Here is a 16,661-nt window from a genome sequence, read left to right on the forward strand (position 1 = left end):
CAATTGCCAGGCACAAAATGACGCCACAGATATACCTAGCCATATTGAAAAGATTTTTCCTACCGCAACCCGTGTAGGCGAAACCCATACCGATATTGCCGTTACGCCTGTTTATCAACTACAGCAACTATTGGGTTATGTATTTGAGTCAAACGACTTTGTCGACTTTATCGGTTTTTCGGGAAAGCCAGTAAACGTTGTGATTGGTTTAGATCCACAAGGAAATTTCATGGGTTTATTTGTCAAAGAACACAGTGAGCCTATTTTCTTACACGGGCTTGGCGAACAAGCCATGTTTGATTTTGTCGCACAATACAAAAGCCACAATATCAAAGAGCGATTTATTATTGGTGGCAAAAGTAACGTTGGAAACGATGCCACATATTTTGATGGCGTAACCAAAGCCACCGTTTCAGTATTGGTAATTAACGATACTATTGTCACTTCAGCGCTTGCAGTTGCACGGGCGAAACTCGATGGCTTTATCGCACCAAGTAACAAAATTGTCGCTCCAGATTTTTTCGAGCCATTGTCGTTTGAAGCGCTATTGGAAAAAGGCTACATACAAAAGCATACAATTAATATGTACGATTTTGACGGCCTTGAAAGAGAGGTGATAACTGCGGCGAACGAGGCGCTTGAAATCATCGATTTTAGTATTGAGGACAGCGAAGAAATTCCAAATAGTAGCCAAAGCAGCATTCAAAAAACTCAGATATTCTCACAGCACTATTACGCTTTCCTCAGTATTCCCATTGTCGGTCGCAATTTATTGGGTGAAGAAGAATACCAACGTTTGAAAGAGAACCTAAAACCCGGTGAGTTGGCATTATTGGTTATAAATACACAGGGCTTTAGCTTTGTTAGCCCAGAGTTTATTCCCCAAACCACACCGGAGCACTTACAAGTATTGCAAGGTGGCTTTCCGATTGCGCTGCGCGATATCGACTTTTATAGCTTTTACGAGCCTTCCTTTACGCAAGAAATACCTCAGTACAAAGATATAAAAGTATTGCGCATAAAATCCAAAGGTGGACTTTCATTAGACCAGCCTATGGATATCGCCATTAGTTTGCCTTTTAAGCCGAGTTTCTTTGAGCTAGACGAGCATCTTTTTTCTTTCAATTTTACTCTGCCAAATGAATTGTTTATTGAAAACCCTGAAGCCGCGTTAGCCAAGCCAGAGCCTTTATGGGTAAAAATTTGGCGTGACCGCACGGTCGAAATTTCGATAACTGTGGTTTATCTACTGTTGCTTTCAGTATTCTTTGCGACTCAGAGGAAATTGACAAGGTACACAACCTTTGTACATATCTCTCGTGCGGTTTCATTGGTGTTTGTGATGTGTTTTATTGGGTTCTATGCGCAAGGTCAGTTGTCCGTTGTGAACATATATACCTTGCTATTGGACTTGGTCGACGGTTTCTCTATTGATGTGTATTTACTCGACCCCGTCATCTTTATTTTGTGGTGTTTTGTATTTGTCTCACTTTTCTTAGTGGGGCGAGGACTATTTTGCGGGTGGCTATGCCCGTTTGGTGCCATGCAGGAAATAATGGCGGTAATTGCAAAACAATTGCGAATTCCTCAAATTAAAATAAAGCCGCAACATCACCGCTATGGGCAGGCAGTCAAATACGTGCTCTTGCTCGGGCTTATTGCTTCCTCTTTTTATTCTCTTACGTTAGCAGAAAAATTGGCTGAATTAGAACCTTTCAAAACGGCGGTTACCCTACACTTTGTGCGCTATTGGCCTTTTGTCTTATATGCGGTAATTCTTTTGGTGCTAAGCTTAAAAATACATAAAGTGTACTGTCGGTATTTGTGTCCGTTAGGTGCTGGGCTTGCTATTGTGGGGCGATTCCCATTAGTTAAGTTACTCGACCGTCGGGCGGAGTGTGGCTCACCTTGTCAGCTCTGTAAGCAGAAGCAGTGTGGTATCGATGCCATACAGTCAAATGGTCAAATTGACTACGGTGAATGTATTCAATGTTTAGAGTGTGTTGTTACGCTAAATAATTCAGACATGTGCAAAATAGATAAATATAAAAAGAAAAAGGTGCCTACTCGTGTCAAAAACCTCAATTCTGTCAGCGCTTAGCGAGCCAGCTACATCGGCTTATTCTACTGCTGATGGTGAAAGTGATGTAAAGGCTTATGGCGCTACGCAGGCCTGTAGCGAAGTCGCTCAAGAGATCCTTCGCAGTGCTCGCCCTCAAGATATCGAGCTCTTGTTATTTCACACCACCACGTCTTTTGATTTAGAAGACGTCACGCGAGAAATACTGCACTGGTTTCCCAACGTCAATATTGTAGGGTGCACAAGTGCAGGTGAATTTAACAAAAATGGTTATGGCACTAATAAACTGCTTGCGGTGGCTTTTTTAAAGTCGGAGTTTTCCATTGCTACTGCACTTGTACCAAATCTAGGTGAAGTCAACTTTGATGAAGCCCATGAGATTGCCAGTAGCCTTAGACGCACTTTACAAAGTCGCGAAAAACGCTACGAAACAGAACAGCATTTTGTCATTTCCATGCTAGACGGGTTGTCGCGCCATGAAGAACACTTTTTAGAAACCTTCGCCACCGCTTTTGGTAACATTCCCCACTTAGGAGGAAGCGCAGGTGATGATCTTAAACTAGAGGCTACCTATGTTTTTTACAATGGGAAATTCTATAGTGATGCAGCGGTATTGTTACTAGTAGGAACCCAAAAGCCCTTTACTGTTTTTTCAATTGACCATATTAACTCGCCAGTATCAAAGCTAGTGGTGACTAATGCAGATCCTGAAACCCGTACGGTGTATGAAATTAATGGCGAACCCGCAGCGCAATATTACGCCAGCCTTTTAGGAATGAAAGCACAAGATCTCACGCCTGATGTATTTTCGATGTTCCCGCTTGCCGTTCTTGTGGGGGGGAAATATTTCATCAGATCTATTCAAAAGGTCGATTTAACGACCAATGCGATAACTTTCTACTGTGCTATTGACCTTGGCATTATTCTTACCTTTGTGCAGCTAGGGGATTGTATAGATGCATTAGAAAGTAAGCTGGATGCATTACGAGAACAATTTGGAGAGCCTGAGTTTATTTATGCTTGCGATTGCTTCCTACGAAGATTAGAAATTCAGCAAGGCAATAAAGATGATGAAATAAAGCGCCTTCAGCAAAAATACAATGTGGCTGGGTTTAATGCTTACGGTGAACACATCCACTCCGTCCATCTTAATCAAACTTTCACGGGGGTGTACTTTGCAGCAGAGTGACCACAGTGATGAAATCGAACTTCTTAAAAAGGAACTCGCCTTTCAAAAATCTGAGAACGAAAAGTTAGAAAAAATTAATGCTGCACTTATGTATCGTATGGAAGAAGGGGGGTTCAATCACCATAGCTATAGAGCCTTTGAGCATTCCGTGCAATTGTCAGAAAAGGTCAGTCAAAAAACCGAGAATTACAGTCCGTACTCCAAAAATTAGAGCAATCTAACGCGGAACTTGTCAGTGCCCATGAAGAAACCAATAAGGTAAAGCAGCGCCTGCACGATGCCATTGAAAGCACAAACCAAGCAATGGTATTGCTTGACCGGTTAGGTGGCATCATCTTTTTCAATCGCCATTTTGAAACAGTGTGGGACGATCTTTCTATTACCCCTAAAATCGGTGACAACTACCATGACATTACCCAAGCCGCCAAACATTCTGGTGTAATTCGAAGTGCACTGCCCGCTGATCCTGAAGGACGTATAATTTATCAATTGTCTAATCGTCGTTGGTATCAAGTCACCGATCGTCGAACGCAAGAAGGCGGTAAAGTTATCCTGTTTAACGATATTACTGAGGTAAAACTCAACGAGTCAAATCGTTACGAACAGGTTATCAAAGAGAAAAATAAGTTGCTCCAGAGCGTTATTGATAACGTTGATGTGGGTATTTTACTTATTGAAAAAGAAGGCGGTATTGCGTTTTGGAATAATACATTTTTGGTGCAATCCAATGTGCCTCCGTTTGTGATCATGAATTGCAAAAACATCTACGCCCTGCAAAATTGTGCTCAGTGGAGCGGGCTGAGTCTTTCGATGGCGGGGGAAAGAACGCAAATTGTTCACGACAACTTAGTGGTAGAAAGAAACATTGCCATACTGCCTGATGGCAATACCCTGTGTACATTTACCAATGTCACTTCGCAGCATCAATATGCTGAAACGTTAAAGCAAAATGAAAGCTGGATACGGATGATCACAGATAACGTGCCTGCACTTATTGCGTATATCGGCACAGACAAAAAATTCCAGTATACCAACAAAGGTTATCGAGATTGGTACGGTGTAACTGAAGACGAACTCAATAATATGCCCATGGAGCGGAGCCATTTAAAGAATGTTTATCCAAATCTAACCAAGTACCTGAAGCGAGTTAATCAGGGAGAAGTCGTTAGTTTTCAAAGTGAGGAACGAAATGCGCATGGTGAAGTGGGTTTTTTGCAGAAAGTTTACCTGCCTCATTTTGACGAGTCGGGAGAGATAACCGGGCACTTTGTGCTAGCAACTGATGTCTCGCAACAAGTCGAAAGTCAGTTGCAGTTAGAGGCAGCGAAAGATCAACTTGAATCGAATGTAGAAAAACGTACACGAGAGCTCAATCACGCCAATGTGGCTTTACAAGATGCCATTAATTCAAAAAGTAAATTTTTAGCCGCTATCAGTCATGATTTAATGCAGCCTCTTAGTGCTGCTATCTTGTTCAATGAAGCACTAAAAGATCAAGTGGATGCCTCAGCGGCTACCATAGTGAATGCGTTAGATAATTCTCTGTCAGATTTGAACGGGTTAATAAGAGCGCTTATTGAAACATCAAAACTCGATGCCGGTGTTTTACAGCCGGATAAACAACAAGAAAATGCGCTCCCATTGCTCATTCAATTAGCTGAAGAATTTACCCATATCAGCAAAGATTACAACGTTGATTTTCGTTACCGCTTTATTGAAGCCTTTGTTGACACCGATGTTAATCTTTTATCCAGGGTGCTGCGAAATTTACTGATAAACGCCATGAAATACGGCGCTAATGGCAAGGTACTGTTTGCAGCAAGGCAGGTTGGTAACACACTTGAAATCAGTATTTATGATCAAGGTGTGGGCATAAGCGAAGCGGATCAAAAAGTTATCTTTAAAGAGTTTTCGCGTTTAGAAAATAACTTCAACTATTCCTATAGTTTGGGGTTAGGCTTATACATAGTTGATAAAATGAGTAAGCTTTTGGAGCACGATGTGCGCGTGCGTTCTGAAGAAGGCGTGGGGGCATGCTTTACGGTTTGTGTTCCATTGGCAGAAAGTTACTCAAGCCCAGAAGACCAAGGTTATTATTTTGATGCTGAGCAACCATTGCCAGCCGAACTGGTCTCAAAGCAAATTTGGCATATTGATAACGATGCCAATATGCGAATAGCTATGCAAACGCTCTTTGCCAATTGGGATATGGAAGTAGATACGTTTTCTGGCTACGCACAGTGTAACGCAGTGAACAATGGAGATTTCTCTGACTGTGACATGCTAATTGTAGATTATCATTTGGACGAAGATGAAACCGGACTAGATATTGCCATACAAGTGCGTCAACAATATCCGTCATTGCCCATTATGATTTGTACGGCTAATCACTCAAAATCGTTGATCAATCAATTGGAAGGGACAGACATTCAACTGCTGCATAAGCCCGTTAATTCGGCGGTGTTAAAGGCTGCGCTTATCACTAGCTTGTAATGCCTGAATGCAAAAATAGAGGTAATTTAGCATTGGGCTTGCGGTGTTTAATGCCCTTAGTATTAACTTGTACTTGGTACATTTGCTAAGGGCAAGTTGGAAGGCGTTATTAAACGTCGATTAATTGAAAACGTATTGATTAAAATCGATGTTGGCCGCACTGGCCACTACTTTTACGCGGTTACTGGCGCCCAACTTTTTCAAAATAGACGACACATGAGACTTCACGGTGGTTTCTGAAATATTAAGTTCGTAGGCAATCACTTTATTCGCTAACCCTTGAGTTAGGTATTTCAACACGGTTAGCTCTTTGCGAGTAAGCGAGCGAATTTGCTCTGGTGATATGCCGTTGTCGTTCTTTACACGAGTAAGGTTTGACGTTGTGCGAAGTATTTCAGAAGGAAGACACACATTACCTTCAAAAATAGACTCCACTGACGCTGCAATCTCTTCAATTTTACTGCTTTTCGAAATAAAGCCTACGGCACCATAGGAAATAGTCTGCAAGATATTTTGCTTTTCCGTTTCCGCAGAAATGATCACAACAGGTACATTGGGGTGTTGATTGCGTATTTCCAATAAGCCGTTTAAACCACAGGTTTCAGGCATGTTTAAATCAAGCATGATCAGATCGAAGTTTTCGTTTTCTTCTAACAGTGTTAATGCTTCTGAAATTGAGTTGGCTTCAAGGGTTTCTGAGTCAGGGAACTTCTTGCCCAAAATGGTAATCATGGCATGACGAAAGATAGGGTGATCGTCGATTATTAGGATCTTGTGCATACTCTATTTCCTTAGCTAAAAACGCAGCCGTGACTGATAGCTTGGTAGTAACTTTTACGTCAACATTAATTATAGTCATGTTAACATATATGCAACATTGATAGAGCTAAATAAGACCAAAAGCTTATAATAAAAACGCCTTTAAAATCAGTACTAGAAGGGCTTTTGTTCTATAGCTCGTCAATAAGTTGCTCTCGCTTCATTTTGTACTCTTCTTCGCTAATTAAATTGGCGTTTTTTAATGCTTCTAGCTGCTTAAATCTCGCTACCAGGTCATCGCTTTTTTCATTTTCTTGCATGCTTGCTTTAATCACTGTCGGCTGTGCGTTAGTCGACACCATCATTGTATTTTTGGCCATTGACGGCATTGGCTGAACGTCTAATTCCGATACAATCCAGTCGTTGCGGTTATTGTTGGCCAATGTTAACCCGTTGGCAGTAAAAGAGACTGGTGTATCAAAGCCAAATTTTGGCTTTATGCGATTACCAAAATTAAAGTCGTACTCAACGATACCTTGGTTGGTAGGGTCATAAGCCATTTCATAAGCGCGATTGGCTACCTTGTTGTGTTCGCCAATAAGAATGTTTAGCTTGCCTTCGCTGACAAAAGCACTCCCACTCACATAATAGGTGCTGGTTTTTAATCCGCCTAACGAGCTCTTTTTCTGACTGAGTGCAAAAATCACATCCTCATTACTGGCTGCTTTAGACAGTGCTATGGGAAGATAATTTGAAAGTAACGTTATTTGCTCTTCACTGAATAATAGCTCTGTACTCTTGCTGCTTTTTTTAACGTGAATAGACGTCAAAATTTTAGAAACGGCCTCGTTAGAAAGTGAAAATGGGTGAGAATTATTAACGCCTTGTGAGGGAGAAATCTTAATATAGGTGTTTTTATCTTCTTGCCAAATATCTTCTGCTATAGACAGGTTAATATTAAAAAACAGCAAAGTAATAGTTGAAATAAAAATTAAATTTGAACGTGTAATTTTCATATTAATATCCTGTCTAAATACAAAAGGCAAAAGCGAGATTTTTATCTCGCTTTGTTAAAAGGTAGAAATAAGGTGTTAGCTAGAAGAATACCGTTCCACCTAATTGAACTAGGCTAAGATCTTTCGCACTGTTGTAGGCGCTTCGTGCAGCATCAGAACCATCTACGCTAAGGCTTAAATTTTCGTACTTTGCGTAAATTAGGAAACGTGAACCAAAGTATTGCTCTGCTGCTAAGCCCCATTGACTAAGTTCAGAACCCGTTACACCATCTAAGTGCGCCATACCATATTGGTCATTATAAGTTGCGTATTCAGCATAAAAAGCAGAGTCGCCTAAGCTATTGAATTGTTTTCTAATACCTGCTTTAAAGTAGTATGCGTCAGTGTCATCGCCCGAGCCTACAATGGCATCATCTGCCTCTTCCATTTGATAGGTAGCCACGCCGAATACACCAGAGCTTACGTGCATCAAACCAGCTTGGAATTGAAGAGTAGACGAGCTATTACCACCAACATTACTACCGCCATCTTTATTCACAGAGTAGCCTGCGTGTAAGTTGGTTTTAATGCCTTCGTGTTCAGCTGAGTACTTCACCGCTATGTCATAAATTTCGTCGTTCGCGTAACCTACGGCAACACTTACGTTGCCCATTGCTGGTAAGTCATAGCGAACGCCGTTACGGTAAATACCATTACAATCGATACCTATACCAAGGCCTGGTGTTGCAAGACACTGTGCAAACTGGCCCCAAGCAACGTTGGTTGAACCTTCTTCAACGCCGCGAATGAAAAAGCCATTGGCTCTAAATAGCGGAGATACGCCAGACCAAATAGTACCAGAAGGGTCTGCCAATACAGCGATGTTGTCAGTGGGCATACTTTGCAAACCAATAGTGAGTTTACCCCAATCACCACCTACGTAAATGCTGCTGCCAAGAAGACCCACGTCGCCACCGTTAAACGTGTCAAGATTGTCTTGGTTAGCGAAAAGAAGTGGTGTTTGGTGACCACCGCCCGCAAAGTTGGGTGTGCCAGAGAGTGGTTCAATAATAACTTCAAAACCAACATCCATCCCTTGCTCTTCTAGCTTGTAATTACCAGAAAGCGTAATTCGACTGCCCAGTGTTGTTCCGTTATCAGACAACTGCGCAACATCACTTCCAACACCATCATCGTAGTAAGTTAAGCCTTCGTTAATCCAACCTGAAATATTCCAAGAATATTTCTCTTCGTCGGCGTAACTGTGCAAGCTAAATGAACTTAATATGGCAAGTGATAAACACGTTTTTGAAAAGGTTTTAATTTTCATTTTACTGTCCCAATATTGATAGTGTTGGATAACAATTTTTATTGTTGTAATGGCTTTTTTTAACGCTGAAGTTCAGTACTTTTGATAATAGTTTTTATCGTTTTTTGAGCCATAGGACGTAAGACGAGTTAATCTCCTTCTTTAGTAGTGGGAAAAATGAGCAGATAAGAGCGGGATTTTTAATATGTGGCGTTAATTTTTTAGCCAAAGAAATTAAAAGAGTGCGAATGTATTCTCGATACTGAAGAGGTCCTAATTTACTTTTGTTGAATTCTCGGATTGACGTCTTACAGGCTCTAGGGAAAGGAACGAAACATCGACTAAATGACGATTGATAATTTCACTTATGCACGCATTTTGATATTACGTGCAAACCCAAAAAGCCCGAAATAGTATTTTCGTGTTGGGATTGGATAAACGCATGCTGAATGCTGCCGGATCGATAAACGAAGCGTCGGGAACATTGTAAAAGTAGTCGCTGAATAGCGACTACCGAGTTTTAATTCAACCTGTCATCTATCAACTGTAAAATAAAAATAAACAAAATTATGGACAACAGTGCTGAATAGATCTGGCTAGAAACGTAACACAAACCTAAAAAAATGCCTATGAGTATCCACTGTTGCAACTTGATCAATCTTAATATTCGCATATGCCCTCCTGTTCTTGCCAATTTGATCTATTTTATAGAGAAACTGCCCACAGGGTCCGCTTCCACCATATCTTGTGCTACTGAGTAGTGTGCACCAACAAAAGCACAACCAGTACGATCCCTGTTGTCATGAGCGGCTTGTAACAAATGTCGTTTGTATCCCTATATCCACGGCTATATGAACTCAGGTATGAATGCCTATGATCTTCGTGGGCTGAGTTTGCGCCTTCACAGTAAATAATATTGAGCTCAAAATTATTAAAATTACTCTCATTAAATAACTTCCTTTTTATTAATGTAAGCGATAATGATAATTATTATTGTTTTTTTGTAAATGGGTTTTGCGATCTAAGTGCAAAGAAGGCCGTATTAAGTTTAGTTGTCGGGTATCTCTGTGACTAAATAGAACGTGTAATATACGTAACGACTTATGTATCGTTGAGTTTAAGCGGGTCTCGTGAGTTCATTACTCAAATTGGCCTAGATGCAAGTAGCGTAACTCGCATCTAGTTGAAAAAGTATTTACAGGAATTAAACATTCTCTAATAACATCAAGGCTCTATAACAAATTGGCGATAAACTGCACCACCAGTTTTAGAATTGCGCTTTTATGTTAAAGGTCACCATACGAGGGTGAGCTGGCCCGACAAAGGCTTTTCCTTGAATGCTCGGATAAATATCTTCTAGTACTTCATCCGCCTCACCGTAGGTTCCAAAGGTCTCAAATTCACGGTCAAAGAGATTATTTATCCTAAGTTGCGCGGTAATGTTGTGATTAAACACATAACTCGCGTGCACATTGGCAATAACATACCCATCAATTTTTTCATTTTCGTTGGCTTCATCACCACGAAAATATTGGCTAGATGCTGAAATAACTTCGGCTCCTAATAAGGCTTTGTCAGACAATGCATAATCTGCATAAAGCTTTATTAAATGCGCTGGTTGACCGGGTATGGTATCGCCCGGCCTTACTTCACTGTTTGGGCCTTTAGGGTTAAATGGGCTAAATGAAGTGAACGTCGATTCGTAAGTGGCATCTAAGTAGTTGTAATTAATTCGATAAGACAGGTTTTTCCATGCAGAGTCGAAACTGAACTCAACACCTTGACGACGTGTTTCGTCAATATTAATAAAGTAGCCTCTTGATGCCACTGAACCTGCTTGTTGAAAAATAATGTCGTCTTTGCTTTCACTGCGATAGACGTTCAATGTTATGTAAGCATTATCCAGATTCAGCGAATAATTCGCCTCTAGCGTTTGTGTTACCACCTGATCAAGTGGTGGATCAGCAACAAATCCGTTGGGTAAGCGGCACGGGTCGTCTTCATCTGCACAGCTTAGTTCCGCTGGACTGGGAGTTCTTGATGACTGACTCAGGGCTATGTTCAAGGCACTCGTTTCCGACAGTTGAATATCAACACCAATAGCAGGGTTGAACTGTGTGAAGCGGTGGTCTCCATCGAGTGAATCATCGCCATCAGCGCTTAAATCTTCCATCAAGACATGGTCGCGATTGAATCGGCCACCAAGGTTAAGCGACACATTGTCGTTAAGCTGTGTGGTATTTAAGAAAAATAACGACCACGCTGTGGTATCCACATCAAGGCGTACTCGGGCTTCTTCTGACATTAAGCCTTGTATGGGCAGTACGGTGCGAGAGTCTTCTACACTTTCGTTTTCCAATATGCCAAACGTGGTATCAGCGGCATAATTAATATCACCTTTGGTATAGCTCGCCCCAATAACGAGCTCAGACGGATAGCCCTGTAAGCTGTATTGTTTGGCCAATTGGGTTGTTATACCCAAGGCTTTTGATTTAGCTAAACCAGTATTGTAAGTACCGTCAATGTCATCGGGAGAAACATCGCTTATTTCAGCAAGTGCAGTTCCTTCTTCGTAGCCAATAAATTCAACTGCTTCAACGTCATCAGATTCTCCTACAACGGGCAGTTCGTCATCGTGGTCATCATCGCCATCGTCATTGTCTGCATGGTCTTCAGATTCAGAGCTAGCATCTTCAAAATCGTCATCATCGTCTTCTAGCTCACACAGCGTAACTCGGCCATCGGCAAATTGACATGCGCCAAAGTCACTGTCATCACCATTGATGGATTGGGTTTCACTGTCGCGATAAAAGACGTTTGCTGACAGGGTTAGGCTGTCTGATAACACAAAATCGCCAGTGAAATTGAAGTGCTTTAATGTATTGTCAGTTTGGTCAGGATGGGTATAAACAGCACTGCGCCCTTCAATTTCAAGTAACTCTACTGGTGATGCTCCATTGCCCAGTAAAGCGTTGTCGGCAACAAAGAAGTTAAAGTCTACATTCATAGACTTACTGGCATAAGCCAACGAACTAAAAAGTTGTTGCACTTCAGAAGGTGAATAGTCGCGCCATCCATCTTCTTCGTAATGATTTACATTAATGTAATATGCCCAACCTTGCGGCCTCGTTGATGTATCGCTTCCCACAGCGCCTGCGCTTTCACCGACGCCTGAGTTTTCAAAAATCACACCGCCGCTCTCGAATGAAGCGCCTTGTTGCCCAAATTGCCCAATGGTTAAGTCGACTTCATTGGCATTGAACGTAAAGCCGGTTTTAGTATTAAGTGCAAGGGCACCACCAAGGGTATTTTGTCCAAAAAGCGGGTTAGAGCCAGAATACAGCGAGACTGAATCGATAGCATCTAAGGGCATTAAATCCCAGTGTACGGTGTCGCCAAAGACATTATTTGCACGCCCGCCATTGATATACACAGAGATACCTTGCGGTAGGCCAAGTAGTGGTGAAGCAGTGAACCCACGATACTGTAAATCTGGTTGAAAAGGGTTGTTTTGCACATCGTTAAGATTAACGCTGGCTAGCTGAGTTTTAAGTAATTCCGGCAAAGAACGGCTGACACTGTTTTCTATATCTTGTTGGGTAAGGTGTTGAGCATTACCAAACGTGGCCTGGGCACTTATATTGGTGTTCAGTGTGGTGGCACCTTTTACCTCAATTACTTCATAATCGAGCATGGCGCTGTCAGCAAAGGCGCTTGACTGAAATACTGCCAAGATTGCACCAGTGAGTGCGGCATGTTGAAACGGTACAAAGGGCTTGAGTGTTTTCATAATACTGACTTTTTATTATTAAGTAATAACGTCAGTATTAACCTTGTTGTTCCCGAAAAATATCCTCCTTAAGTGTGAGGAATAGTCATAAATTGGTACTAGTGATTTTTCCCAAAAATACCTTATGAATCATAAATTACGCCACAAACAACATGGCGTTTTCGAATAGCTGTTTGCACCAAGCGTCTCGTTGTGTACTTATAGTATCTTGAGCTCCATAAAAATATAGCTCATCCTCAAATCTTCCTACGCCGATGGCGTAGCATTCACCGGACAGACGGGGCTGCCAAAAGGCACTCTGTTGAACTAATCTTAAAATCTGATCACTAGGCAGAGTAGAAAGGCAATACACCCAATGATTATTTTCGGTTACAAATGGAGCATCAGCATGCGATGCTTTTGCTAACGTCGTTAATAAACGTGGCAAGGCAGGGATGTTTTCACTGTCAGTAAGCTGACTAAACTCTTTCGCAAAGTAAGAAGAAGTTAGAGACTCTGCATTCGCAGGCTTTTGTAAATGCGCTAATGGTTGCCCGAGCCTTTTTTTATCAGCTTGAGCAAGTGAAATTGCACGACTGGCCTTCACTGATTGGCAGCACGTTTTCCATATGGCTGTTCTATCTTGTTTAGCCGGTATTGGCGTGATGACTTTTGAAGCGTCAATGGACTTTTGTACTTGCTGGGGAAGTTTCTTATCTTGAAAAGGGGTTTTCTTCACGCGAACAGGTAGGCTGTTAAGAACTCGAGTAAAATGCTTCAGTTTTTTATAGAGGGCGTGATGCTGCGCAATAAGCCGAAGCGCAATATCACCGTTTTGATTCACCTCGTCATCGATAATTACCCTATCATCAGCAGATACAGCCCGTTGCAATTTGTTTATATTTGCTTGTAGTGAGGCTAAAAAAGCATGGGGGAACCACCATGTAAACACTTGGTATTCTGTGAGCTCGCTTTGTGAGTCGTCCACATTGCTTTCTAAACTGCTAGGCTTGTTGTCTAAATCAGCATGCGTTTTTTTCAGTCAGTATTTCGGGGGCCTTGTCGTTCTTCGCTTTAGGTATTGTATCTGTGACGTCATCGGCCACCCTGTTAGCTACCTTGTAAACAGTCTTGCTTGTTGAATTGCTTGCTGAGTTGTCTTGATGGATCGCCGAAAGCAAATATTGCTTGCTTTGTTCGTACAATTCACTGTCTGAAGAGCTTATGACGACGCTAATATTTTCAGGTGTGTACCACTGTCTTTTGTAGCTCACCAAGTCAGCCAGAGAATTCTGGGAAATGGTATGCGTGAACCCGCCCGCGTGTGCGTAAGCGTGTTTGTGGTCATCGCCTAATCGGACAGCGGCATTTAATGCATAGTCGCTATTGGCTTCTAGCATGGCCAGTTCGTTGTACAGTACGCCATCACGCTCTGAAACGAATACATCTTCACCATAGCATTGCTGTAACAACCCCCTATACAGATAGTCTATCGCGCTAATGAACAAGGCGTTATGCGCAGTGACAACATAGAAAAACGTATAATCGGCATAGGTCGTTGCATTGATGGAAATCGGCAGTGTGCTGTTAAGTACAAACAGCTCAAAATCAGCTGGGTATTGATTCGACCCTCTAAAGCACATGTGCTCAGCTAAATGCGACAAGCCGCTATGTCCAACTGCTGGCGTTCTAACGGCGAACACAGCACAGTGCTCTGGGTTGTCGGTTTGTATATACTGTGTGCTTGGCATTGTCATTAGCTTTAATCTTGGTGGTGTCAGAGTGGCTGGTGTCTGATCATATGGCGTAAGATTGGCTTGCGTTTAAACCATATTCACATCTAGTTTTTTTATCCACCGACCGATACTTAATTGCTTTGCTGGGTTTCTCTCCTGCTTTATCGGTTATCGACTTCATTAAATGATGATCGGGTGATTTACTGCATACAGGATCTGTCTTGTTCATATCCCCAGTGAGCAAATACGCTTGGCAACGACATCCTCCAAAATCCTTGTCTTTTTCATCGCAGTCTTTACAGGGTGAAGGCATCCAGCTGTCACCGCGAAAGTGATTAAAACTGAAGTCATTAAACCAAATGTCATGAACAGAACGCGCTTTAACATTAGGAAACGTTAACGGTAATATTTTCGCACTATGGCAGGGAAGCGCGCTGCCATCAGGTGTTACGGTTAAAAACGTACTTCCCCAGCCATTCATACACGCTTTGGGACGCGACTCGTAATAGTCGGGTGTAACAAATATGAATTTGGGGCCACTATCTTGTTGCTTTGCGCGGTAGCGATTAACTGCGTCTTCCGCTTCTTTTAACTGCGCAGCGGTGGGAAGCAAATGATCGCGATTTTCATAGGCCCAACCATAGTATTGCACCGTCGCCAATTCAACGAAGTCAGCGTTAAGTGTGGTACTAAGCGCTAAAACATCTTCAATTTCATGAATGTTCTGTGCGGTAATGCAAAAGTTAAGCACCATTGGGTAGTCGTACTGCTTAACCAGCTTTGCAATTTTGAGTTTTTGCTCAAATGAATGACGCTTATTACCAATTAAATCATTAATTTCGGCATTCGCTGCTTGAAAGCTCAGTTGAATGTGATCAAGCCCAGCCTCTTTCAATTTTGCAATGCGCTTTTCTGTCATGCCAATGCCTGAGGTAATTAAATTGGTATAAAAGCCTAGTTCACGAGCGTGCTCTACAAGTTGTTCTAGATCTTTACGCAGTAAGGGCTCACCACCAGAAAAGCCAAGTTGGACTGCGCCCATTTCTCGTGCTTCGGTTAGTACTCTTTTCCAATGGTCAGTAGACAGCTCATTGTGTGTCTCTTCCATGTTGACTGGGTTCGAGCAATATGGGCAATGTAATGGGCACTGGTAAGTAATTTCTGCTAATAGCCATAATGGTGGCGTAATTGTGTCTTGCGAAACTTCATTCGACATAAACAACCCATTTTTTCTCTTCTGCGTGAAGTAAGAATGCTTTTACATCTTCGTCTAAGTCTTCGGGGGCATCGGGAAAAGCAACACGTAATTCATCACATATTTCTTGTTGTGTTTTAACACCATCAACACGGGTTAAAATTTCTGCTGCTGACGGGTTGAGCTTTATCATGCCTTCGGGAAAAAGCAGTACGTGGCAATCTTGTGCCTTTTCAAACTGTAGCCTGAATAGCCGATTTAGTTTTGGGGCTTTGGCGAGCTTTTGAGAAAGCTCTTGAGTGAGCTCTTGAGTAAGCCCCGAGCCCGTCACATTGTCAGAGACACTATCTTGCGAATTCGACATAGTCATTAAAACCTCCCTACATGACATACCCGTTGGTCGGCAATGCCATCAAAGGGTTTGCGTTTGTATTCATAGGCAAAGCAAATGGCATCTGCAATACTCCACAAAATATCTATTTTAAATTGAAGAATATTCAAAGCGCGTTCTTGCTGTTCACGGGTTGTGAAGTGATCTAGGGTAATTTGTAAGCCGTGCTCCACATCGCGGCGAGCTTGCCCTAATCGCATTTGGAAATAAGTAAACCCTTGTTCATCAATCCATTTGTAATGATGAGGCCAAGTATCGAGACGGCTTTGATGAATTTCTGGTGCAAACATTTCGGTAAGTGAAGAACAAGCGGCTTCTTCCCAAGTCGCACGTCGAGCGAAGTTCACATAGGCGTTTACGGCAAACTTTACTGCGGGCAATAAGTGGGTTTCATCAAGCAGCTCTTCGCGCTTTAGACCAACCGCTTCACCTAAGCGCAACCAAGCCTCTATGCCCCCTTTACCGCCAAACTCGGTCTCACCTTCGCGACCATCGTGGTCGATAATGCGTTGGATCCAAGTACGTCGAACCGCCACGTCCTCGCAATTTGCTAAAATAGCCGCGTCTTTTACGGGGATCGCCATTTGATAGTAAAGTCGATTGGCAACCCAGCCTTGAATTTCTTCAACGCCACACAGCCCAGCATTCATGCGTTTATGAAACGGGTGATGGATATGATAATAAGCGCCTTTTTCTCTTAATTTTTGTTCAAATTCTGCTTTTGACCACGGGTTATTCATGGGCG

At 42.2% G+C, this 16,661-nt stretch carries 13 protein-coding genes; 4 read left to right on the forward strand and 9 right to left on the reverse strand.

Features of this window, described 5'->3' with window-relative positions; all coding sequences use genetic code 11:
* The first annotated feature begins 229 nt into the window (after positions 1–229).
* The 4 genes from EYR97_RS13930 (at position 230) to EYR97_RS13940 (ending at position 5,762) form a co-directional block, all read left to right on the forward strand.
* Positions 230–2,101, forward strand: a complete 1,872-nt coding sequence (locus EYR97_RS13930) for a 4Fe-4S binding protein (RefSeq protein WP_242635021.1) — start codon at positions 230–232, stop codon at positions 2,099–2,101.
* Complete coding sequence (gene nosP / locus EYR97_RS13935; protein WP_131094277.1) at positions 2,070–3,269, forward strand: nitric oxide-sensing protein NosP; 1,200 nt, start codon at positions 2,070–2,072, stop codon at positions 3,267–3,269. Before EYR97_RS13930 ends, nosP begins: the two co-directional genes overlap by 32 nt.
* A complete protein-coding gene (locus tag EYR97_RS22455) occupies positions 3,256–3,480 on the forward strand; it encodes a hypothetical protein (RefSeq protein ID WP_242635022.1) in 225 nt (74 codons plus the stop codon). The genes nosP and EYR97_RS22455 overlap by 14 nt, the downstream gene beginning before the upstream one ends.
* A gap of 92 nt (positions 3,481–3,572) precedes the next feature.
* A complete protein-coding gene (locus EYR97_RS13940) occupies positions 3,573–5,762 on the forward strand; it encodes a PAS domain-containing hybrid sensor histidine kinase/response regulator (RefSeq protein WP_242635023.1) in 2,190 nt (729 codons plus the stop codon).
* A gap of 120 nt (positions 5,763–5,882) precedes the next feature.
* On the opposite strand, the gene EYR97_RS13945 is transcribed toward EYR97_RS13940, so the two are convergent.
* The 9 genes from EYR97_RS13945 to pqqC all read right to left on the reverse strand — a co-directional run bounded on the left by EYR97_RS13945 (position 5,883) and on the right by pqqC (position 16,656).
* A complete protein-coding gene (locus tag EYR97_RS13945; RefSeq protein WP_131094278.1) occupies positions 5,883–6,542 on the reverse strand; it encodes a response regulator transcription factor in 660 nt (219 codons plus the stop codon).
* Positions 6,543–6,712: 170 nt separating this feature from the next.
* Positions 6,713–7,537, reverse strand: a complete 825-nt coding sequence (locus tag EYR97_RS13950; protein WP_131094279.1) for a hypothetical protein — start codon at positions 7,535–7,537, stop codon at positions 6,713–6,715.
* A 79-nt stretch (positions 7,538–7,616) separates the two neighbouring features.
* Positions 7,617–8,846, reverse strand: a complete 1,230-nt coding sequence (locus EYR97_RS13955) for a porin (protein ID WP_131094280.1) — start codon at positions 8,844–8,846, stop codon at positions 7,617–7,619.
* Between the two features lie 1,246 nt (positions 8,847–10,092).
* Positions 10,093–12,615, reverse strand: a complete 2,523-nt coding sequence (locus EYR97_RS13960) for a TonB-dependent receptor (protein WP_131094281.1) — start codon at positions 12,613–12,615, stop codon at positions 10,093–10,095.
* Between the two features lie 136 nt (positions 12,616–12,751).
* Entirely contained in the window at positions 12,752–13,582 is an 831-nt protein-coding gene (locus tag EYR97_RS13965; protein WP_131094282.1) for a hypothetical protein, read from the reverse strand.
* Positions 13,583–13,616: 34 nt separating this feature from the next.
* On the reverse strand, positions 13,617–14,351 hold the full coding sequence (locus EYR97_RS13970; protein WP_131094283.1) for an insulinase family protein: 735 nt from the start codon (positions 14,349–14,351) through the stop codon (positions 13,617–13,619).
* 40 nt (positions 14,352–14,391) lie between these two features.
* Positions 14,392–15,546, reverse strand: coding sequence for a pyrroloquinoline quinone biosynthesis protein PqqE (gene pqqE, locus EYR97_RS13975; RefSeq protein WP_131094284.1), 1,155 nt, complete (start codon positions 15,544–15,546; stop codon positions 14,392–14,394).
* A complete protein-coding gene (gene pqqD / locus EYR97_RS13980; protein WP_242635024.1) occupies positions 15,536–15,895 on the reverse strand; it encodes a pyrroloquinoline quinone biosynthesis peptide chaperone PqqD in 360 nt (119 codons plus the stop codon). The genes pqqE and pqqD overlap by 11 nt, the downstream gene beginning before the upstream one ends.
* Complete coding sequence (gene pqqC / locus EYR97_RS13985; protein ID WP_131094286.1) at positions 15,895–16,656, reverse strand: pyrroloquinoline-quinone synthase PqqC; 762 nt, start codon at positions 16,654–16,656, stop codon at positions 15,895–15,897. The genes pqqD and pqqC overlap by 1 nt, the downstream gene beginning before the upstream one ends.
* Between the last annotated feature and the right edge of the window lie 5 nt (positions 16,657–16,661).

This window comes from Alteromonas sp. KUL42 (assembly GCF_006538325.1).
In the GTDB taxonomy this organism is placed as follows: domain Bacteria; phylum Pseudomonadota; class Gammaproteobacteria; order Enterobacterales; family Alteromonadaceae; genus Alteromonas.